General features: G+C 68.6%; 19 protein-coding genes and 1 pseudogene. 11 read left to right on the forward strand and 9 right to left on the reverse strand.

The window, feature by feature from the left end; all coding sequences use genetic code 11:
• Positions 1-354: 354 nt before the first annotated feature.
• The 3 genes from BX283_RS00125 (at position 355) to BX283_RS41150 (ending at position 1956) form a co-directional block, all read left to right on the forward strand.
• Positions 355-915: a hypothetical protein gene (locus tag BX283_RS00125; protein WP_101385668.1), complete on the forward strand. Its 561-nt coding sequence runs from the start codon at positions 355-357 to the stop codon at positions 913-915.
• A gap of 546 nt (positions 916-1461) precedes the next feature.
• Positions 1462-1707 carry a hypothetical protein gene (locus tag BX283_RS00130; RefSeq protein ID WP_101385669.1) on the forward strand — a complete coding sequence of 82 codons (246 nt, stop codon included), beginning with the start codon at positions 1462-1464 and terminating at the stop codon, positions 1705-1707.
• Between the two features lie 117 nt (positions 1708-1824).
• A complete protein-coding gene (locus BX283_RS41150; RefSeq protein WP_257581549.1) occupies positions 1825-1956 on the forward strand; it encodes a hypothetical protein in 132 nt (43 codons plus the stop codon).
• Between the two features lie 696 nt (positions 1957-2652).
• On the opposite strand, the gene BX283_RS00135 is transcribed toward BX283_RS41150, so the two are convergent.
• From BX283_RS00135 to BX283_RS40275, 3 genes are all read right to left on the reverse strand, one after another.
• Positions 2653-2955: a hypothetical protein gene (locus BX283_RS00135; RefSeq protein ID WP_257581550.1), complete on the reverse strand. Its 303-nt coding sequence runs from the start codon at positions 2953-2955 to the stop codon at positions 2653-2655.
• Between the two features lie 279 nt (positions 2956-3234).
• Positions 3235-4185, reverse strand: a complete 951-nt coding sequence (locus BX283_RS00140) for a nucleotidyl transferase AbiEii/AbiGii toxin family protein (RefSeq protein WP_257581552.1) — start codon at positions 4183-4185, stop codon at positions 3235-3237.
• A 1013-nt stretch (positions 4186-5198) separates the two neighbouring features.
• Positions 5199-5375, reverse strand: a complete 177-nt coding sequence (locus BX283_RS40275; protein ID WP_180356971.1) for a hypothetical protein — start codon at positions 5373-5375, stop codon at positions 5199-5201.
• Positions 5376-5595: 220 nt separating this feature from the next.
• On the opposite strand from BX283_RS40275, the gene BX283_RS39870 reads away from it, so the two are divergent.
• Positions 5596-6141 (forward strand): hypothetical protein, encoded by a 546-nt coding sequence (locus BX283_RS39870; RefSeq protein ID WP_143676295.1) that lies wholly within the window; start codon positions 5596-5598, stop codon positions 6139-6141.
• A 997-nt stretch (positions 6142-7138) separates the two neighbouring features.
• On the opposite strand, the pseudogene BX283_RS00150 reads toward BX283_RS39870, so the two are convergent.
• Positions 7139-7732 (reverse strand): annotated as a pseudogene (locus tag BX283_RS00150) (transcriptional regulator).
• A 661-nt stretch (positions 7733-8393) separates the two neighbouring features.
• Between BX283_RS00150 and BX283_RS00155 the strand changes: the two are divergent.
• Together BX283_RS00155 and BX283_RS00160 are read left to right on the forward strand one after the other, a co-directional pair.
• Entirely contained in the window at positions 8394-9179 is a 786-nt protein-coding gene (locus BX283_RS00155; protein WP_257581555.1) for an ATP/GTP-binding protein, read from the forward strand.
• Between the two features lie 535 nt (positions 9180-9714).
• The gene (locus BX283_RS00160; protein ID WP_180356972.1) at positions 9715-9954 is read left to right on the forward strand and encodes a hypothetical protein; all 240 of its coding nucleotides are present in this window, start codon (positions 9715-9717) and stop codon (positions 9952-9954) included.
• Between the two features lie 67 nt (positions 9955-10021).
• Here BX283_RS00160 and BX283_RS00165 read toward each other — a convergent pair whose 3' ends face one another.
• Positions 10022-10264, reverse strand: coding sequence for an ATP-binding protein (locus BX283_RS00165; protein WP_306822765.1), 243 nt, complete (start codon positions 10262-10264; stop codon positions 10022-10024).
• Positions 10265-11224: 960 nt separating this feature from the next.
• Between BX283_RS00165 and BX283_RS00170 the strand changes: the two genes are divergently transcribed.
• The 5 genes from BX283_RS00170 to BX283_RS00190 all read left to right on the forward strand — a co-directional run bounded on the left by BX283_RS00170 (position 11225) and on the right by BX283_RS00190 (position 16769).
• Positions 11225-11641, forward strand: coding sequence for a hypothetical protein (locus BX283_RS00170; protein ID WP_373979058.1), 417 nt, complete (start codon positions 11225-11227; stop codon positions 11639-11641).
• 356 nt (positions 11642-11997) lie between these two features.
• Complete coding sequence (locus tag BX283_RS00175) at positions 11998-12654, forward strand: hypothetical protein (protein WP_218976488.1); 657 nt, start codon at positions 11998-12000, stop codon at positions 12652-12654.
• Complete coding sequence (locus BX283_RS00180) at positions 12651-14657, forward strand: hypothetical protein (RefSeq protein ID WP_101385671.1); 2007 nt, start codon at positions 12651-12653, stop codon at positions 14655-14657. Before BX283_RS00175 ends, BX283_RS00180 begins: the two co-directional genes overlap by 4 nt.
• Positions 14658-14808: 151 nt before the next feature.
• The gene (locus BX283_RS00185) at positions 14809-16515 is read left to right on the forward strand and encodes a hypothetical protein (protein WP_143676296.1); all 1707 of its coding nucleotides are present in this window, start codon (positions 14809-14811) and stop codon (positions 16513-16515) included.
• A complete protein-coding gene (locus BX283_RS00190) occupies positions 16512-16769 on the forward strand; it encodes a hypothetical protein (protein WP_101385673.1) in 258 nt (85 codons plus the stop codon). The genes BX283_RS00185 and BX283_RS00190 overlap by 4 nt, the downstream gene beginning before the upstream one ends.
• A gap of 71 nt (positions 16770-16840) precedes the next feature.
• On the opposite strand, the gene BX283_RS00195 is transcribed toward BX283_RS00190, so the two are convergent.
• The 4 genes from BX283_RS00195 to BX283_RS00205 all read right to left on the reverse strand — a co-directional run bounded on the left by BX283_RS00195 (position 16841) and on the right by BX283_RS00205 (position 21454).
• A complete protein-coding gene (locus tag BX283_RS00195) occupies positions 16841-17446 on the reverse strand; it encodes an ATP-binding protein (RefSeq protein WP_143676297.1) in 606 nt (201 codons plus the stop codon).
• Positions 17447-17747: 301 nt separating this feature from the next.
• Entirely contained in the window at positions 17748-17948 is a 201-nt protein-coding gene (locus BX283_RS39875; RefSeq protein ID WP_143676298.1) for a hypothetical protein, read from the reverse strand.
• Positions 17949-18383: 435 nt separating this feature from the next.
• Positions 18384-20252, reverse strand: coding sequence for a DUF2075 domain-containing protein (locus BX283_RS00200; RefSeq protein ID WP_101392046.1), 1869 nt, complete (start codon positions 20250-20252; stop codon positions 18384-18386).
• Positions 20253-20467: 215 nt separating this feature from the next.
• Positions 20468-21454 (reverse strand): DUF3883 domain-containing protein, encoded by a 987-nt coding sequence (locus BX283_RS00205; protein WP_257581557.1) that lies wholly within the window; start codon positions 21452-21454, stop codon positions 20468-20470.
• Positions 21455-21674 lie beyond the last annotated feature (220 nt).

Below are 21674 nucleotides of genomic sequence, written 5' to 3' on the forward strand. Positions count from 1 at the left end.
CGATGCCTGGCTGACGCCGCTGGCCCGCACCCGTACCTCGCGGCTCGCCCTCCTCCGCCCAGCCCCATAAGCGATTTCGCCAACAGTGTCAGCTGCTCTGTCAAAACCGGCCTGCGGGGTCGTCAGACGTGCGGGTGACGCCACGCTTCGCAGTGGGCGCGGAACTCCCGCTGGCGCTCAGGTCGAGGGACGCTGCAGATGCCAGTCGGGAATGTGGATGCCGTCCTGCAACGGGACAAAGCCGGTCTTTCACACAGAGCCCGGCCAACTTGGCCTGGTCTTCATCGCGTTGGTCCTGGGTCGGTGTGCGGCCGTCAGTCCATCCCGGGTTCGCAGAGGCCATAGTCTGTTCCAGTGAGGAACACGAAGGCCTTCAAGGACGCTGTGGCGCAGACGCTGGCTGAACTCGCACGCCTCGGGGTGACAAAGCGGCCCGGGACGGTCGCGGACGTCATCGAGTCCAATGTGAGTGCGGTCGCCGCGCAACTGGGCATTCAGGTCCGGTCCGCCTGGCGGTACTTCGACGCGGCCGCCCTGGCCGAGGCCATCGCCCGCCAGCAGAAGGAGTTCGAGGACTCCAGCAGCGAAGCCGGGGTCGGCCAGGCACCGATGCCGCCGGTCGACAACCCGGAACTCGCCGTCATCCTCGCCGGGGTCCCGGACTCCCTCGCACAGAGCGGCGGCGATCTGTACTCAGTGATCATCAACGTTGCCGTGAACGCGTGGATGGCCGGCCACATCCACGGCGAGGACGGCTGCGTGGGGTGCGAAGGCAGCCGCGGCCCCTCCGGCCACGACTGGAACGACCGGATGAAGCAGATCACCACGATGGCCCCAGACATCACCAAGTGGTTCGACCGCGACCAGTGGACCGCCGCGCTCCACGACAGCGGCTTCAGCGTCGAACGACGCTGACCGCGAGTCGGGGAGCAACGTCTGCCTCGTATGCGGGCGGGGTGCGTAACGCAGACCACGCCCGGATCGCGGCCGATGGCCATCTGCGCAGGCGATCCCTGATGCCCGGCACCTGCGCAGCTGCAGCGGGCAGGACTGGGCCCCTGCTGGGCCAGGTGCATTCCTGTCGCGCTGAGGACCCCCTGGCGTACGCTGCGACCCCAACCCGCACAGGACTCCCCCGCCACTGTCTTGGGGCTCCGGTCGTGGACGGAGGCCTGTCAGACCCACGGCCTGCCGAACGACGGCCACCGCATGATGGTCTGCCTCGCCATCGGGCACGACGCGTCGCCCAGGAGCGGCGTGCGTGTGCCCGCGTGGCGGGACGGGGAGCGAACTCGGCGTCTACCGGCACGGACTCCCGCGAGCCCCTCCAGCTCCGCCCCCTCGCCCGGCCCGACCAGGAACGGCGGCGGACCAGGCGGCCGTGGCCGTCGATCGCCCGCAGCTCGACAGCGTCGGTGCGCGCCAGTGGCCTGGACTGGCCCGTACACGCGACAATGGTTCATGCCCACCACTGAACGCGTCACCTACGCCTGGTGCTTCGTCCACGCTTCTCTCCACGTCTTTGCCCAGGCCAGCACTCCCTGGTGCACGGCCGCGTGGGCCGCTCTGGACGCCGCCGACCGCGAGGCGGCCCTCACGGAGAAGCAGACCCGCTTCGGGGCCGCGCGTTTCTTCGACGAACTGCCCCGCGAACAGCAGCTCGCCCTGCGGCACATGGAACCCGACAAGCACCACCCGCACGAATGACCCCCGCGCTGGTGCCACGGCCGCGCCCCTGCGGCACACTGTGGACACGGGCGTGATGACGTTTCAGGATGCCGTTTCGGCACTGAGGGAAGCTGGGCAAGCCGACCCTGACAGCGTATGAAGCTGCAGACCTCCTGGCGAACGGGAAGACGCGCCGACTACGCGAAAGCGGACGGCGATGTCCCCCTGAAGACCCTGTCGGCCTTCGCCATAAAGGACAACATCGTCCCGACCCGGCTCCAGGAGTGACCAGGAGTTGGGGCGCGCTGCGAGAGCGCGCGCCGATTCGCCGCGCGGAGCCAGTCCCCCTCAACACCACCGGGTAGCCCGGCGCCGTAGCGCGCGGCACGCTCCCCTGTCCCTTAGCGTGAGAGCGCCGTCGCTGACAGACCGGCGGTATGCCGGGCCCGCGGCCACTTCGCACGTACGCGGGCCCGGCCCACACCGGACACGGACCGCTCGGCGGCCGGTCAGCCACGCCGGGCCAGCTCGGCCGCCTGCGCGGTTGCGCAGGCGGCCCCACGCGGGCCAGCGTCGATCCCGCAGGCCGCAGCGCATCATCAGGCGTTGTGTCGACGCTACTTCTCACGGTTGCGATCGTCCACGCCCGCGCCTCCGCTGACTTCGCGTCAGACTGCAGCCGGGGCCGCGCCGGGTGGACTGCCTTCCCCCTACGCTCGTTTCGCAGCCGCCCCTGACCCGGCGGCGATCGGAGGCGACATGATCCCGCGGCCCTACCGGATGAAGGGCGCCGCCGTTCAGCTGGGGGCGCGTTGGCCCGGGGAGGAGGGCCCGTTCGGCCTGTACGGAACGGATGCCTCGCAGGACGAGGAGAGCGGCCTGGCGGATGCGGTGCCGACCGCTGGGGCCCTGCCCGGTGCCGTATCCCCCACTGCGGCCGCCCCCGCCATCTGGCTCCGCACCACCTTTCCGCGTGCCACGGCCTCAGCTCACCAAGGCACCCGGCGCCAACACCAAGCTCGCTGCCGCGAGGAAGTCCTCAAGGCTGATGACACCGCTGCCCGTGCCGTCGTCCCATTCGATCAGGAGACCCGATCGACCCTCGTTCCAAGACTCCGACGTATCGGCGTCATCCTCAGGGCCAGGATGCCACTCGATGGAGCCCACACCATGCCGGTATCGGAGACACAAGTACTGGCCGTCCGCCGTCCAGGCATCCCACTGCGACGGGTAGGCAGAACACGTCTGCACAACCCGCATCAGCTTCCGGCCCTCATCCGTATCCATCCGACGATGATCACGAAGCCGCAGACCCCTGGCAATGGACTTCAGGCGCCGTCAGTGCCTGTTCGAGAACCTCTGACGGTGGGCCGGAGGCGGCGCAGATGCCTTCGAAAGCAAAGGCGCCGCCTCACAGCGCGAGCCCGGCCGCGCTCACACGACCGGGCTCTCCATGGCTTTTTGCCGAGCCTGCTCCCGAGGCGAGATCGGTAGCAACCCCTGGCCAACGCTCTGCCTCGGAATCCGAGGTTCTCGCACAGGCACTCACACGGGAGGGCGAGCTGTTCAGCGGCCGGGCGTCATCGTGGGTCCGGCCGCCGGGGGCGGGACATCGGGACGCGGCCGCGCTGGCCGCCTGCCCACGGGTGCGGGGGCAGCTGCGGTCCGCTGGGTTACGGCGTCAGTGATCGCGCCCAGCCGGGCGAGGTGGGCGGGCGTCAGCGCAAGGTGCCGCTGCGGCTGGGGGTGCCATGCGGCCTCGGCCGGGTTCCAGTGGCCGGGCGGATGGGCGGCGAGGAGCGGGGTGAGGAAGGCGGCGGCTGCGGAGGCGGCCTGGGCCCAGGTGGTGCAGCCGTTCAGCCCGGGCACCTGGAGTGCCGCCGTGGGGTAGCGGGCGGGCCAGGCCGGGCCGGGGGGCTCGAAGCTGCCGGGGAGGTGGAGGTCGGTTCCTGCCTGTGCTCTGCGCTGGGCCTCGGCGCGCAGAGCCATCTGGCAGGCGTGTCCGTCGAGGGCCTCGCGCCGGCTGATGAGGAGGATGTCGGCGAGGTCGCGCCAGCGGGTCGAGGGGATGCCCCGGTGGCGTTCGTACAGCGCGCAGACCTTGTCGGCGAGGTGGTCGACGATCGGGTAGAGGCGCGCCTGGGGCCAGTCGGCGGGCCAGCCCAGGTCGATCAGCGGCGTGATGGTGCGCAGATCGGGTGCGGTGATGGGGCGCTGTACGGCGACGACGTCGACGCGCAGGGTGTCGACCTGATGAGCGCCCCTATAGACGTCAAATTTCTGTTTGGCTCCGGCGGCGCCGTTTTGGTGGGTGGATAAGCGCGCGGGCTCGAAGTGCAGGTAGTCGCCCAGGTCGCTGCGGGCGGCGGCGCGCAGCGCGGTGACGGCGTCCTTGATGCCGATAGCGCCGTCGTGCTGGATGTCGACGTCCTGGCTGAGGCGGGCCGCGCGGTGGTAGCGCGTGAGCAGCGCGTGGCCGCCCTTGAGGATCCAGCGCTCCGGCTGGGCCTGGAACACCCGGGCCACCAGGCGACGGAGCTCTACGACAGCTGCATCGAGCGCCTCACCGAGGGCAGGGTTTCACCCGCGTCGCGGACCTGCCCGTCCCCGGCCTCCTTTCGCACGCTTCGGGCCCGGTCGCCGGCGGCTGGCGAGTCACCGACGTCTGAGATTCCCCTGAGGCCTTCGAGGAGTTCGGCAAGATACTCGGACCCATCCTCGGTGACCTCGGCTCGGGCGAACCGCCAACCGGAAATCAACCCGGCCCACCCGTCGTCATCCGCTGAGAACCGGTTTCGGCGTCCGCCGACAGCGGGCGCTGCGCGGAGGCCCGGCCGACGCGCAACCAGAAGGCCGGCGCCCTGATCCCCTCCAGCGCCGCTCGCCCCGTCTCCCTGCCTCCCTTTTTTTCTTGTCTGGGGCGGGCGAGGGGCTCTGGAGGGGATGTCTGGTCTCCCGACCACCGAAAACCCCGTGGTGACCAGCAACGTTCGCGGATCGGCCGGAAGGTGAGGTCAGGAGATAGGTCAGGGGATAGTTCAGGCGATCGCGCGGGAGAGGAGCCCACGAAGCCCCAGCCCGGCCCCGCCCACGCCGACACCTCCACCTCCGCACGACGGAGACAGAGGTGTCGGCAGGCCAAACAGGCTTGCCCCTACGGACTGATCAGGCAAAACGCCCTTGACCACGAAAGGGGGGTTCACACCTTCGGCGCTACCCCCGGAGCGCCTTTGGGAACGCCTGTGCGGACAACGGTGCAGACAACCGTGGGCGCAACCTCCGGGAGCGACCAAGAGCGACTGGCCGCGAGCAGGCCCCTGGCGTAAGGGTCGACCTTCCCGCCGGGGCTGACACCCGTATGGGAGGTAGTCGGCACCCGAACTGGCTTGCTGCGGGCCCCTTGTCTCCCAGGTCAGAGCACGTTCAAGGCCTGGCGTAGCGGGTGCCCGATGCGACCAGAGACGCGACGAGAGGCGCGACTTGGGCTGGGCAAGCCTGGCGGCTCCAGGCTTGCCCAGCCGCGCGGCGGGTCACATCGCCATCACCCTGGCAATGGCGGCCACCAGTCCGGTCAGGGCGACGGCGGTGGAGACAGCGACCGTGACCGGCTGCACCAGGAGCGGGCGTCGGTGGACGACATAGCCGATGCCCAGGGCAGCCACGAGGACCACGACATACGACACAGTGAGCAGGGCGGTAACAGACACAGGGTCCCCCCAAGGGATCAGGGCACGCGAAAGAGCCGCGTGCCGATGTGTGGATGCAGAGGAGAGAGGGGTGCCCGGCCCTCTCATTACGCGCTAAGCGCATGGTTTTGTTCACGAGCCCAGCGACGTGAACAGAGCCACGCCGGACAGAACGCGGCACAGGATGGTCCAGGCGGGAGCAAGCCCCGCACCCCCCTCAGAACGGCACGTTCTCCCTCTTGTGCTGTACCTAGAAGGGTCGATTACCTGGCCCCTCCAGAAGTCCCTCCACCACCCCCGACCACAGACCCGACCACGGAACGGGCAGGCCCCTCCAGGAGCCCATCCATGGCAGGTCAGCGGATGGCTGATCCCCGTCGAGGATCTACTGGCCGCCGGGTTCCGGCTCAACGCCCCCGCCGGCCCCGACCCCGACCCCAGCCCGGCCGCGGTCGTCGAGCGCGCCGACCACCACCAGGAGCACGGCGTGGACGCCGACGAACTCCGCACCGAACTAGAGCGCACCCGCAGCAAGCTGGTCGAGGAGCCGCACGGCCAGGAGCTCGCCGAGGCCGACGCCCAGGGCGCTGCGCGAGCAGCTGGTCCTGCGCCAGGAACACGTCGCCGACCACCACGGGCGCTGGCCGCGCTGATGCCCGCGCCCGAACGCACGCAACTGACCGCCGCGCCGCCAGTCGTGCCCGGGCAGGGACGCCCCGGCACAGCGGTCTCCGCAGACGCCGGCGGTGAGGAACCGCGGCGGCGCTGGTGGGGCGGACGGCGCTGACCGGCCGCCGCGCCCGCTGGTCGCCCGTGTGAGGGATCGACAGAAGCGGCTGTGCACAGGACGATCCGCAGAAAGCCCGGAGACCGGGGCGTGTGAGAGCGGCCGCTCTCGCGCGCGCCAAGGCGCGTGCAGGTGGCGGGACAGTGAAGAGTGGCACCCCGGGTGGGGTGCCGCCGTTCTTCGTGGTGTGCGGTGGCGTCAGGAGAGCGGGCGCCTCTCGAACGCCGTGTCATAGGCGTCGACCCGGTAGCCGCCCAGGAGGAGCTGGCGCGCCTCCTGACGGACCTCCGCCCCTGCCACGTCCGGGAAAGCCGCTCCACCTCTGCTCCAACCCCCGCGGAGAAGCCGCAGGAGCAGGGAGCCCCGGGCTGGGCAAGCCGGGCCACACCAGGCTCGCCCAGCGCACGGCGGTCACCTCGCCATCATCTTGACGACGGCGATCACCACCGGTTCAGGGCAGCAGCGGTGGAAACAGCGACAGTGACCGGCTGAGCCAGGGCCGAGCGCCGGTGAACGGCGTAGCCGATGCCGCAAGTGGCCGCGAGCAGCACGACGTACGACACAACGAGCAGGACAGCAACAGACATGAGTCCCTCAGAGGAGTCGGGGCACGCGGGAAGAAGACCGCGTGCCGGTGATGGGTACAGAGCGAGAGGGTGTCCGGCCCGTTCATTACGCTCAGAGCGCCAAACAGAACGCCGCACAAGGCGGCTCAGGCGGGGGCAAGCCCCGCAACCCCTGCTCAGAGCCACGCGTTCGCTCCTTTGTGCTGTGGCTAGAGGGGCGAATGCCTGCCCCCTCCACCACCCCGACCACAGCCCCGACCACGGAACTGTCCGGCCCCTCCAGCGCCCCATCCACCGCAGGTCAGCGCGGCGCGAGTCCCGTCCCCTTGGGTACCCCGACCACAGCACCCCAGACGCCGTGCCCAAGGCCTTGGAGGGACCAGCAGAGGGGCCGGAGAGGCTAGTGGAGGGGGCACCACGGGCGGGGGTGCTCACACCGACATCAGGGGGCAGGCGGCAAAGCTGATGTTGGTGACGTACTCGTACGCCCTCCGCTGGCTGCCCAGATCGGGCAGGACATCCATGGTCCAGGCGTCGTTCAGGCCCCGAGGGTCGCCGTACGCCCAGGAACCGACGTTCCTCTCCCAGCGGCGTACGTTCAACGCCCGGTGCTCCACCACCCGCTGCAGCGGGCGAGCGTCCTGGGACTGGTTGAGGGGATGGATCTCCACCCGGGTACCGCGCCCGCCGTGGTTGAGGCGCGCGGTGAGGTGACGGGCGACGTTACGGCGCCGCACCGCCAGCTACGCCTGGTCGATGCGTTCCAGGTTGGCTTTAGACGGCGACCGCCGGCCCTCCCGCCATGCCTTCAGCTTCCGCTCGCTCCCCCTCAGCCCAGCGTCCTTGGCGGCCTGCCAGCTCTTGCCGGACGTGGTCAGGTAGTTGAGGCGGGCCCTCCAACCGCGCCTGGAGGTCACCGGGGGCGCGATGCCCCCGGCCAGCCGGCCGAGCTGACGGGCGAGAGCGGCGCTGCCCTTGATGCCCCAGTCGCCGAACTTCCCGAAGGCTATGTTCTTCTCCGGCAGGCTTCCTGCTCCTTCCTCTGCCGTTCCAAAATCGCGGATTCCGCATCCTCAGTGACGGGTGGGGCCTTCGTGCCCGCGGGCCCCGCGGGCACCGTCCCCCCAGGCCGTCTCCTGCGCGTGGCGCCACAACTCCCGCTCCCCACGCGAGCACGCAGAGCGCGCCGCTCTCCGCGGTACAGCCCTCAACTCGCACGCGCAGCCGCGCAGCCGCTCCGCCTCGACCCCCGCCAGCCGCAACGGACACAAGGCCCAACGGACCTCCCGCGCCAACCGGCGCCGCCGGCCCGCTGTCATGAGCAGGCCGTTAGCCTGCCCGGTGCTGGAAACCACACGAGAGCTCGACAGCTGGCCAAGGAGCGCAACGGGCTGCGGCTGATGGGCGTCGGCCGTGAACTAGCCGGGTGCAGCTGCTGATTTGGCGGGACCATGGGTGCAGGAAGGCGACATCGGTGCACGTCGGGGGGACGCTGTGTCAGATACGGGGCTTTCGTGGAGCGAGAGGCTAGCTGGCATATGGGGGCGTGCGGAGTCGACCGTCACGAAGATCGTTCTTGCTGTTGTCTTCGCCCTGGGCTTGGTCGCTCAGTTTGTGAAGCCTCTCGGTGACGCTTTGCAAGACAAGGTGTACTTGGGCGGGGCACTACTCACCGCGGTGGGTTACGTGCTCTACAGCGAGGTGCAGCGTCTGAACGCTGCACACACGACACAGCAGGAGACAGAGCAGTCCCTGACCGCCACGGTGCGACGCCTTGAAGATGAACTGCAACGGCTGAACCAGGTGCTGCGCCCTCGGGCCACGCAAGGGGCGTTGCAAGCCGAGATCCGGCAGGCGCTCGAAGCTGGAGGAGATGTGCAGCTGACGGCGATGGGCTTCACCGGCGAGACGTTCGTCACCATGGTGAAGGGTTTTCTGTATCACTTGAACACGGATCCCGCGCGTCGAGTACATCTACGCGTCCTGGTACCTGACTTCACCGAGGCGATCGACGTCCCGGGGCAGGCGGGGGCTGCGGGCAAGGTCTCTGACGCTCCGCGGTTCCGTGAACATTTGAGGCACATGGTCGTGCAGCACGAGCGAACCCTGAAGGCCCACATAGGGCGGATGGCCGAGCGAGGACAGGGAACACTCACGGTCGAGTTCCGCGTACTGCACATGTCACCCTTGCGTAAGCTCTACTTCATCAACAGTGACGTGGTGTATGAGGGGCTCTACAAACTGGATCTGCGCCCTAACCCGGACTTGGCTGCAGTTCCCAGGCCGGACGCGGCCGAGGGCGATCTCCTGGACATCATCGGTGGCTCTCGGCTAGACCGCTGGTCCCTGGACAGCGGCGAACAAGACCGAAAGAACCTCGCCCACTGCCGGGAGTTCTTCGAGACGCTTTGGCGGGGAGCCCGCGAACTGGCGCCAACAACGCTGCCTCCAAATCGACCAGATGCCCCCTGAGCCCCTCTCCGCATGCCGACAGGAGCGCTCGCCCGCAGGACGAGACCAGTGCCTTTCAAGTGCAGCGAGCATTCTCTGCCCACCGCGCAGACCACCGACCGGACACGTGTAGGCCAACACGGCCTGGACCCCCGGGCTCGGCCGGAGTGAACAGCAGTCAGCGGTAGCCGTCGAACTTCGCCTCGAAGACCAGCACGCCCGGCAGCGCTTTGAGGCCGGCGGGCGTCTCGCGGGCCTGGGCGAGCATCGGCTCCACCGGCGGACCAAGCACCAGGACCTCGCTTATGGGTAGGGAGCTGTACCGCTCGGGGCAGGCACGGCTCCCGACCACAGGTCACAACCAGCCCGGCCTGTCAGCGGAACAAACTGCCCCCATATCTACGGCCCCCCGACAGCCCGCGCGACCCGGCCAGGCACAGGCATGCGCGGGTTCCTTCGTACGGGTACTTCCCCCTCCGCCACACAACCCCACCAGGACACCGACATCCTCTATAGGGGGTCATTCATCGGCGGCAGCGACGGCCGGATCCTGCGTGTGTGGCACGAGGTCGAAGCCGTCGCCGACGGCGTGGTCACGTTCACCGGGACGACGGCTGACCCCGATGGCACCGTGCTGCGTGTCGACCGTGCCAGCCTGCGCTTCCTGGATGTCCTGGCGCTCGACGCTTGCCTGGCCGAGGCGGGATTCGAGATCGAGGCCCGCTATGGCGACTGGCAGCGCGGACCTGTCACCCCGGTGAGCCAGGAGATCATTACCATCGCCCGCCGGCCGTAGGCAGGTCAGGTGGCACGATCCCCCGCAGTGGCGGGAGATCGGGACGCGGGTCCGGGCAGCGCGTTGGCTAGGGGGTCGGGGGCTTGTCAATCTTTTCGGTGGGGTTCCTCGGCCGCTTGTTCGGGCGGTAGCCGGGGCCGTTCATGATGACCTGATGGCTGGCGTTGATCAGCCGGCCGAGGAGGGACTCAGCGACGACAGGCTCGGGGAAGAGGGGATACCAGTCGCTGGACGCCCTGTTGCTCGTGATGATCAGGGACCGGCCCTGTCGTTCGGAGACGAGTTCGTAGAGGTCGCCGGCCTGGGACACGAGCGGATCTGCGCGAGCACACATCAACAGCCACCGACGGCCAGCTGCCCGCTGGACAGCTGGCGCAGCGCGAAGGCCCCGGCCGCCGCGCCACTGAAGAAGATCCCCGCCCGTCCGATCCCCCGAAGCCGCCGTCACCGCCCCGCCGTTCTCTCTTCTTTTACTTGATCAGGGCGGGGGTGCGGGGGTGCAGAGGGGGATGTCAGCCCCGCTCCACCCCAAAACCCGGCCTTGAACAGGGCGTTCCCGAGGTACTGGAGGAGAGGGAGTTGTTGGACTAGTTGATGCGCCAGTTGTCGCGCTACTTGTCGGACCAGGTGCCGAAGGCGACCTTCACGGCGTACAGACAGGCCACGCCCGGCGGGCGCTGGACAGCGGGCCCCGACTGCGGCCCGTTGAACAACGGCTGCGAGCACGGACGCCCCCGCGACTGCGCAACAGGAAGACCGGCGCCCCGATCCCCTCACCGCCCGCGCACCTCCGCCCCCACCCCTGCTCTTCATTTCTGTCCGGGGGCGAGGTGGGTGGTCATAGAGGGGAAGTCAGCACCCCCGACCACAGAAGAACGGCCGGTGACCTGGGACTTCACCAACGGGACTGCAAGGTGAGGGCAACACTTATCGCAACACCAGGCGCAACATGTGTCGCAACCTTTGACGCAACGCCTAGCGCAACACCAGGCTCAACACAGCAGGCGCCTGCCGGACAGAGCCACACAAGGGCACTGAAGGCCCGGCCCCTTCCCCCTGACCCAAAGAGGCTTGGGCGGCTCGCTCACCACCGTCTGCGCCCGCACAGCGGCGTTCCCGCGGTGCCCTGCCCCGCGGCCGCGGGCGGGGAGCGACCGAGAGTAACTGGCAGAGGGCTGGGCAAGCCTGGCGCCTCCAGGCTTGCCCAGCTGCAAGGCGGATCACAGACTGGGTCTGCCCGTGGCCGCTGGACTGGCGGCGCCACTACCGAGTGCCCGCCGACCTGGTCGACGCCGACGGCCAGCTGCCTGACATCGCACCCATCGTCCTGATGGACGGCGACGACATCGGTAAGTGGCTCCAGCAGCAGAAGCTGCCGGGCGCTTGGGCGCGGCTCCTGCCCGAGCAGCAGGAGCGGCTGTCCCAGCTGGGCGTCACGCCCGCTGAGACGCCGTCTCCCGCACCGGCCACCAAGGGTGCGACGAAAGAGGCATCGCAGGCGTGGAGGCGCTCGCGCAGTGGGTGGAACGGAAGGGCCGCCGGCCAGTGCCGAGGGGCCCACGGCGAAGAGATCGCGGTCGACGGCGAGGCGGAACCGGTGGTCGTGAAGCTGGGCGTGTTGGTCTCGAACGCCAAATTGAGGCGTGACAAGCTCGCCCAGGACCAGCTGGGCGTCGAGTGGGCGTGACGCTCCCGTCGGCGGGTCGTTGAACCGGTCGAACATCCCAGGGCACATTGAGACCCCGGGCCGCAGATGCCCGGGGTCTCGTACTGTCTCGCCGCAATGGCGAAAGCTGCCTCCGTTGAGACGATCCACGCTGTCCGCACTGTCGACGAAGAGATCGTGTCGGCTTTACGCTGCGTGTGCAGAAGGTCACGAAGCAAGGAAGGTTCGTCGTTGCCAGCCCCCTTCCAATGGGCCATGAGGGTGCGTGCTTCGCATGTGCGGGCCGTTGGGTGGTCATGGGGGCAACGGGCCTTGAGGGGGGATGGATGACGAGCTCGCGAATCCGGCGGGCGAGCCGGTGGCAGGACGCGGTGCGCATGCTCTTGCTGATCAATGCGGCGGCTCATGAACCGCGCCCCGGTGTGGACGGTGAGGTGCCGACCGAGTGCGTGGGTGTTGTCCGCGCGCAGGTGCGGCTGCAGAAGCTCGATTTCTGGGTGCGCTATCCCGACTACCTGGCCTATGAGCTAATGACGGAGTATGAGAAAGCTCCGGATGAGCTGGCACTGCTTGATCTGGCCGAGGACATCATCTCCTCTCAGGAGCCGGATCTGCGTCGGTTCCCGATGCTGCGGCACCGCTTCGGCGCCTTCGAGGAACTCGACGACGCTCTCGCGGTGCTGGTCGAACGCGGCTTGCTCAAAAAAACGCAGGTCTTGCGGGAGCGGAAGGTTGCCGAGCACATCTACTACCTGTTGCAGGCGGGCCGCACGCTTGCCATGAACATCGTCGTAGAGGCCCCCGCCCTGGCCTGGTACGTGAAGCGGACAAAGCAGGTGGTGGCGTTGGTCGACGGGCTGGGAGGCTCACAGCTGAAGAGGCGCCAGTATCTGTTGCGGGACTACGCCGACACTCCCATCGGGTCGTACATCACCCCGATCACTGATCAGGCGCGGGCAAGGCTGCGAGCACTGCGGGACATCGCCGCACCCCCACAGGCCAGTGCACCAGCCGACGGGCAGGAGGCGTCGTGACCAAGCCGGACCCCGTGGCTACGCCACCTGTTGTGCCCACCGCCGACGACCTTCTGACCCAGGCCGCCACCCGACTAGACGTCGCCAAGCACCAGGTCGAGCGGACCCTTGCTGAAGCCAACATCGCCCTATCGACGCCAGCCCCTGCGGACCGGCGCCTGCGCATCTTGCGCCTGCGAGTCGACGGGACTAATCACGACGGCGAGCCGTTCACCATCGACCGACCCTTCGAGCCCGGAATCTGGGCCATCGTGCACCCGTCGAACAGCGCTGGTAAGACCAGCCTGCTGGAGTTTTTGGTCTGGCCGCTGCGCGGCGCCCCGCGCGATCTGCCACCGGGCGTCCAATCCTGGGTACGCACGCTGCGTCTGGACCTCGTGGTGGCTGGCAAACCCACTCGGATCACTCTGGAGCAGATCCCCGGTCTACTTCCCCCGATCAGCGTCAACATCTTGACCGCCGATACCCTCCAGGCCTTGTTGGCGGCCGAAGACGACAACCCCTTGCGTCTGGTCTCCAAAGGCTCCGGGACCGACGACGTCGAGCGCGTGATCGGCTCCTTCTTCCTGGATGCCCTACGGATGGAACGGACCAGCCTGTGGAGCGCCACCGGCGGCGCTGACGGAGAGGGAGCACCCCAGGTCCACGGATGGCCCGCCTACTTCGGGGCGTGCTACCTCAACGCCGGCGGTGACGAACTGCTCCTAGGCGACGTCAGTGCGCCCGGCCTGCCCGCCAAACTGCTGGAACTCTTCGTCGACATCCCCTACAGCACTGCCCACGCCCAGCTGTCCGTCGCGGTGAAGGGACGGGCAAAGGCCACGCGACAGGCGCAACGCCGGGCGGAGGGAGATCTGCACGCGCGGTCGACCGAGCGCGCCGAGTGGCAGACGCAGCTGGACCTGCTGCTGCAGGAGATCCAGGAGCTGCGCGACGCTCCCGAGGCCGACATCGCCCCGCTGCTGCAGCGGGCGGACCAGGCGGTACAAGAGCTGCATCGACTCCGCGTGAGCCTAAACGATGCCGCGCAGAGCCTGGCCGATGCTGCCGCCGCACGTGTGGGAGCCGAACAAGCCCAGCTTGACGCCCAGGAGACGTGGCAGGCCCGCCGGGTGCTTGGACGTCTCAATCCCAGTTGCTGCCCGCGCTGCGAAGAGCCGGTCAGTGACGAGCGCCGGGCAGCAGAACGGGACCGGGCCACGTGCGCGGTGTGCACACGCCTCCTGCCCGAGGTCGCCGAGGACATCGCCGAAGCCGTACTCGAGCAGCTCACCACCGACATCGCCGCCGCGAAGGAAGCCGAGTCCGCCGCGGCCGCTCACCACCTCGCCGTCCAGGCCGCCGCGGAAGCCGCCGTCACCGCATATCAGCAAGCCACCGAGGCCGTGAGCAGCGCCCTCGCCGCTTCCCCCGCCCATGCACGTCTTCGCGAACTTGAGCTGATGGCTGCAGAGCTGAAGGGACGGCTGGCCGCAACCGGCAGCCCGCCCCCGGCCACGCCGACCGCCTCCACAACCCCAGATGTCCTTAGCACGGTGCACCAGCTCGTGGAGGCGACCGTGAAGACTTCTGCGGACTACCTCTTCCCGACAATGGACACCGAGATCGTCAGCCTCTCCGACCAGTTCGGCGTGCAGCACCTGAACTCCGTCGCACTCAAACGCAATGGAAACGTCAACCCCGTCAAAGAAGGCATCAAGCACCCCTTCAAAAAGCTCAGCCGCGGCGACCGCCTGCGCATGCGCGTCGCTACCGTCATCGCCCTGCTGCGGGCCGGCGCTGCCCGGCACATCGACTCCCACCCCGGGGTTCTGTTCATCGACTCCATCGCTGCCGAAGAGATGACGGCCGACGCCGCCCGTAGGCTGATCGGCGAGCTGCAGACCCTGACGCGGGAACTGCCCGAACTCCAGGTCGTCTTCACCACCGCCCAGCCGGACCTGGTCGAAGGCCTGTTGCCCGAGGACCACATCATCACCCGCGACAGTGAACACCTGTTCTAAGCTGCTCGCTTCCGGCTCCGCCCAGCAGAAAGGAAGGAGGACAGTGGCTCCGAGCGTGGACCAGGCCCTCCAAGGGTGGGCCAGCCGGGCGAGCGATGAAGAACTAGACGCCGGCCCCCGCCTGGAGGACCTCGGCGGAGCAGTCGCCGTCGTGGCTGAGGCGGACACGCTGGCCGCCGGGCCTCAACTGCCCTACCTTCTCACCGCGCTGGCCCACGGCATCGAAACTATCCCGGCCGACCAGGCTGCGCCCCTGCTTACGGCTGCGGCTCAAGGCCTGCGCCATCCCTACTCGGCCTGGGTCCTCGCCGACGCACTCGACGTCGTGTGCACCCGGCCAGAGCTCGCCGCCCGACTAGGCAACCGGACCGTACGAGATCTGGCCACGCTCGCAGAGGACGCGCTCGCCGGCGACTGCGACGCCGCCCTCGCCCAACCAGCGGTCGCCGGCCTGCTGCGCCTGGCGGTAGCGGGAGGCTCCCCGCACCGTCTGCTCGCGCTGCTCACCGAGATCACCGGCACTGAGCCGGCCGACGCCCTGGACCGTCTGCCGATCCTGATCGGCATCGCCCGCGACCACTTCTCCGATACCGACCACCTCCTCGACGTCCTCAACGCCCTGGAGAATCAGCCCGACCTGAACCCGGCGACCCGAGCCGAGGCGAGCTTCGAACTTGCCATGGCCGACGAGCGAACCGCTCTGGAGGCCGCCGACCGCACCACCGCCGACGAACAACTGCAGCGAGCCCTGATGCGGTTCACCGAGCTCGACCGCACACACGAGGCACGCCTAGACGCCCGCGCCCACGCCGCCGCCATCGAAGCCGTCCTCGCCTTCGCCGACCTTGAACAGAATCCGACAGGTGACAACAGCGCCCGGCAACGGCTCACCGACGCAGCCGACCAGCTGGACACCACGGCCGCGCACCTCGCCGCCTGGACCGGCCGCATGCACCAGCTCGACTGGCTCAGCGCCCGGAGCCTGACCCAAAGCGCCTGGTCCAAGCTCGTCACCACCATCAACGCCGCACAGGCATACCTGGACCAGCCCAGCTGGTACAATCCCGCCGACGCCCTGAACGACCTCCTGCAGATCTACCTCGCCAGTCGGAGCATCCACACCCCTGCCAGTGACTCCCCGGGCCTCACCGCACTGATCAGCCCGGCCGTGGAAGCTCCGTTCCTGCGGAGCCAAGGCCTGCTGCACCAGCTCGAGCAAGCCCTCGCTCACGACCCCCAGTTCACCGACCACCCCGACGCCCAGAGGCTGTACGACGCCGTACACCGGCGATGCCAGCAGTCAGCACGGCAGGAGGCGGTGCCGGGAAAAGCCCTGGAGGGTCGTCCCGCACTTGCCGCGCTCTTTCGTTCTAATGCCACCGGCCTACGGGACGACCTCGACCCTCACCAGCTCGACCGGCTCGAGAACCTCGCGCACCAACTCGCCAGGGGCTACTCCCCCACCGGAAACGCCCGCGTGGACACGCACCTGGAGACCCTGCTCGACATCCTGAAGATGAGCCCGGCCTGGAAATCAAGCAACAGCCACTACTTCACCCCCTCCTGGAACACTTCCTGCGTTTCCTCTACGACCGGTTCGACGCCCAAGCCAACCTCTACGGTGAGCGCACCGCCTACCTCGGGCCGACGCGCAAGAACGCCGACGGCACCGTCGCAGCCTGGAACGAGAAGAGCCTCCAGGACGACTTCCACCAGCACATCAGCCCTCTCTTTCCACCAGGCAGCGTGGAACGGGAGAAGTGGGATGTCGCCAGCGGGCGTGCAGATGTCATCTACACGCCCGAGCCCGGGAGCCGCTTCGTCGCCGAGATCAAGTGGCGCACCACGCGGTGGATGACCCGCGAAGCTGTCGAGCGGGACTACGTCGCCCAGGCCGCCAACTACACCGCTACCGGGCCGCCCTTCGCTCTGCTCCTCGTCGGCGACGCCAGTGACCACTCTGCCGGATACCGCGACATTGATGACAGCATCTGGATCATTCGGCACGCCCGGAGCGCGACGGAAATCCCCCGCCTGATCGTGGCCGGCGTCCTTCCGACCGCACGACCGACCCCGAGCGCACTACGCGTAGCGCGCTCGTCACCGCGCTGACGGACGGCACAGGCGTGGCGGCCCGGCCGCCACGCAACCAGACCGAACACGCCCCGGTCCCGACCGCGGCCTTACCGCCTATCTGCCGCTCCGATGTGCGCAGCGACCGTGCTGGCCGCAGACACGTGCTGCGCCGCGCCGCCGTCCTCGCCAGGCATCAGTGCGGCTGTGACCGCCTCGATCTCGTGGCACTTCTGCCGATAGACAGCCAGCTGCTTGTCGAACGACTTCAGCGGGCAGTCTTGGCGGGCGAGCCGGGCGCTGACCGTTTCCATCGCCTCGATGACGCTCTGCGCCTCCTCCCCCACGATGGCCGTGATGGCACCCCTCTCCTGGGCCAGCGTTTCCCACCGGCGGATGAGGGTTGACTTGCCTACTCCGGCGCGACCATGCACGTGGAAGACGAACTGATACTCGTCACTCCCCGGGTTTCGGGAGAAGTTCTCCCGAAACACCGCCAGCTCGCGTCGGCGTCCTACGAACCTGCTGCTGCGCCGCCGACGGATTAGTGCCTGCCGTGACACAAACTCTGGAGCCATGTGAGCCTCCCCCGAAACGCTGGCCACCCAGGTGTCGCACCCGGGCCTCGGCTTCAGCAGCGGGTTCTCAGCGGCCCCATGGCCAGTCACGTCCCGGGTGCCGGGCCAGGCCTCCACGGGGTTGTTGATCGAGATCACCCGACGCTGCTTGCCCTCGGAGGCGGGATGGGGCTGGCGACGGCGGCTGAGGTCTTTGGCCAGCTCGATATGGGAGCGGTGCGGACCTGCGGGTGTGGTGCACGGGGCCTCGGCACCGTGGCCGCAGTCGGGGCACGTCACGTCATACACCCGCCATGGCCACAGGGCGCGATGTCGCTCCTTGCGCTGCTCGATGATCGACTTGCTCGCTCGGCGTGGAGCACGCCCTGTGCCGCATTCGGTGTGGTGTCCGCGAGGCACCGCCGCCCGCAGCCGGCGCCACAGCGGGGACTGCTCACCTTCAGCTGGTCATGGTTGGCGAGCTGCCGGTAGAGGTACCCCGTTCCGCTTTGACGCCGCCGCCTTGCCGCTCGTCCTTGTCCGGGATACCGGAACGCCTCCTCCAGATGTCTATCTGCGCCTGGCGCTGTGGACCGAGGGTGTCCACCTCACGCGGCGCCTTCAGGACTTCGCGGACCTTCGCGTAGAAGAGATTTCGCATCCATGTACGGGGAAGGCTGCCAAGACCCTCAAGGAGCGCGCTCAAGTGCTACTGTTGGCCGGTCGTTCCTGGCCTGCGTGGCCGGACCTTCGTGGCCTGCGGCTCTAGAGCCGCATTGCCTCCTTTTGTCCGGGTTGGGGGAGCGTCAGCGGATTGCTCCGCTGAGGTGGCACCAGCCCTGGTGAGCCGGTGTCTTCCCGCTTCGTCGCATCCTGCCGTCCCGCCCGGGAATCGGCTGGTCTTGTGGGTGCTCGGCGGCCGTTTGATGTCTCCCCTCTACCAGGGGCGACCGCTTGGTGCGCTCCGGCGACGGCATGCCGTTCGATGTCGCGGGCGAAACCGGCGATCTGGCGATGTCGGCACGCCGCAGGTTATCGGGTCCCCTCAGCAGATCGACGGCGGTCACGGTCGCCTGCTGTGCGACGGATGCCGCTCCTACGGCACCGTGGGCGCGGCCGACCCGCAGGTGCCCGGCACCAGATCCTTGAGTTTCGCCTGTGTTTCACGGTCGGTGGAGTACAAGACCGTTCCGGCCATGCCGCGGGTGAGCAGGACTTTGTAGGTGTTGCGGATCAGACGTTTGAAGGTGGCAGGGTCGGTGCGGTTGAGCGCAGTGTCCTTGCTGGCCTGGGGGTTGGCGACCCAGTGGTCTTGGCGCCAGACGAGGTCGGGTCCGAGGATGACGCCGTTCCACGCGTACTCGAAGCCCTGGGCGGTGTAGATGCAGCCGACCTGGCCGAAGCCGTCGGGGTCGGTGGCCCACAGCCAGGACGGGGGCACGCCGTCGAGTCGGGACTCGCTCCGCGAATTCCATGGCTTGTGCCAGGAGCCGATCGTGATGTCGTCGACCAGGCGGCCCCGCTGCGGATCGCTCCAAGGCCAGCAGAAGCCCGCCGTGATGCGCGCGGTGAGGTACTGGTCCTCCTTTGCGCGCAGAAGGTCTTCCATCTGCTGGGGAGAGTCAGCCACGCGGACGTGGAACGTCTTCTCGTCGGTCCACGCGGCAGGGGGCTCGTCGGTGAGCTGCAGCAGGCGCAGGACCCACTGTTCGTAGGCGCGGCTGCCGCCGTTGCGGAACTGGGCGTTGAGGTCGATGTGGCGTGGGCGCAGTCCCCGCGCGGCCGCGGCCGCGTCAATCGCCTCGCGGCTGCCCATCTCGCCGGGGCGTACGACTTGGTGGTCGTCCAGGAGGAAGACGGGAACGCGGGCGGCGTCGAGGAGTTCATCAATCTGGCGTACCCCGCGGTGGCGGACGGAGTGGGCGCGAATGCGGTGGGCCTCGTCGCAGATCAGGGCGTCCAGTCCGTTCTTGGGGGCGTCTGCGAAGTTCATGAAGTAGGTGAAGGCCTTGCGGACACGGGGGTCGGCGGTGCCGACGGCGTGGTGGAGGGTGCGGGTGAAGGACTTTGAGCCGGTGGCGTGGACCACGGTGTAGCGGTCGTGGGCGAGGTGGCGCATCAGGTGCAGGGCGATGACGCTCTTGCCGGAGCCGGGGCCGCCGGTGATGACGAGGACTTCTTTGCTGTCCGATTCACGGGCCTTCTTCACTGCGCGGCGGACCAGGGAGACGGCGACTTGCTGTTCATCGAGCAGGACGAACCGGTCGGCATGCAGGATCTCCTCGGCGGTCGCGCGCAGCAGGGGCCGGCTAGGTGCCAGGGGGCTGTTGATGAGTTCGTCGGCGGCTACGTTGCCGTGTGCGGGGGAGAGCCGGGAGCGCAGGTAGGTGATCAGCTGATCGCGAGTGCTGCGGGTGAACAGGCGCCCATGGTTATCGGCTTCGAGCGTGAACAGGTCGGCCACGCCGGCGTCGTCGGCGTTGTGGAGGTAGGCCACGCCGGCTACCGCGTCGGGTTCCGCGTCCAGCACGGTGGTGAAGTCCTGCAGGTACTGGCAGTAGCGCCGCACCTGGGCCACCGGGTGCAGAAATGCCCGGTTGTTGTTACCGGTACCTGGCAGGCACAGGTCCTCGGTGTCGGGCAGGGCCCGGGCATGGGTCCACTGCTTCAGCTCGACGATCACGTAGGACGGCTGGGATGTTTGGGGATGCCAGCCGGCCAACACCACATCGGCCCGCAGACTGGACAGCGCCAGCTGATATTCGATGAGGACCTCAACGTACTGGAGTCCGGCTTCGTCGAGCACGCGGGCCAGGGCGGGCAGGCTGTTGCGCCAGGCCCGGATCTCCCCGTCCCGCAGCGTGCCCAGTCGAGCCCGCTGGTGCATCTCGGTCAGATCGGTTGCCACGGTGCCCTTATGGCAGCGGTCGACGAACTCGTGCACGGGCATGCGCAGTAACGGCATCAGTATCTCCTCGGTCCAGTCAGCTTCTTCACGCAGCACGGCGACGCCGGTGACGGAACGGTGCACATCCCCTGCGCACCCATCCGCCCCAGCAAGCAAAGAGGGTGGCCCCGTCTGGCACGGCCGGGGCCACGCACACGGGCCGTGCGCCTCCCGTCCTGGTGTGCCTGCTGGGCTTCCGCTGGTCAGGTCACGCGGCCGGGCCGCGGCTACGGCTACGGCTTGGGGGCAGCCGGAGGCTGGGGCACGAGGTACTGGTACCGGGTGGGGCGCAGGTCTTCCTCGGCCGGCTGCCAGTCCTCAAGCAGCAGGATGTCGCCACCGCTGCAGTGGTACGTACCGTCCGTCTTGGTGACCGTGATGTCGCTGACGATGAACAGGTCGACGGTGTGGCGGGGGTCGCGGGCGTGGAAGACCTCGTTCACGGTCAGCTCCACGCTGGTGGGAGCGCCGGTGGTGCCCTTGACCTCCACCCGTCGCTCCAGCCCTGCCCGATCCAGGCGCAGGTCGTAGGGCTTGCCGACCTTGTGTGCCGTCCAGCCCCGCTCGGGATGCTGATAGTGGGTGACGGCCTTCTCCTCGGCGTACAGCTCGACCGCCTTGCGCTTTTCCGGGTCCATCTGCCGGCCCGCGCCCCGCCGCCCGCGCCGGGGGCTGTTGGGGCCCTCCAGTTGCTCGAGCGTGACCCCTGGCGTCGCGGCGAGCGCGACGTCGTGGTCCGTGGCCCAGTCGGCCTCGATGCCGGCTGCGTCGAACAGTGGCTGCGGGTCCATCTCCACCAGGTACCCGACCCCTTGCTGGGTTCCGGAACGGCGCGCCGCCTCAGACGCCTCCGTGCTGAGCGGTCCGTCCGGGCCCAGCGGCACATCGTCGAGCACGGCCAGCGGCTCCAGACCCAGCCGGTAGGGGTAGATGATCCGTCCCTCGGCGACCTCGTCCGGCCAGTGCGGCGCCGTGCCCTCGTACACTCCGACCTGCACCTTGCACAGCACCATCCGCACGGACTTCGCTTCCCACTGCCCCGGCTGCACCCGCGGCGCCGCCCCGGTCACCAAAACCGCGAAGTCCGGCTCCCGCCGGCCATACCAGTCCTGCTTCCTCGGAAAGCCCCAGGAACGCGTCGCCATACCGTGCTCAAGGTTCCGCTGGTGCCCGACCTTCTGCCCCACATGAATCATCACGAACAACGCCTCAGCAGTCACCAGGGCACTTTAAAGCGACCACTAACGATGGGTCAATAAGTTTTTTCCGTCCGCCGCTTCGTCCTCGCGCCACGAGTACGTCCACCCCGAACATGTCCCCCAACCTCAAGGCCCGGTCCCCGGCCGAGCGCCCCCGGTGATCATCTGATCTCGTTGTTGCCGCGCGTGCCGCGGTCATCCGCAAGCCGCATGACCGCGCCACCGCAACGGCAGCACGGCT

Origin of the sequence: Streptomyces sp. TLI_146, assembly GCF_002846415.1 — a bacterium.
Taxonomy (GTDB): domain Bacteria; phylum Actinomycetota; class Actinomycetes; order Streptomycetales; family Streptomycetaceae; genus Streptomyces.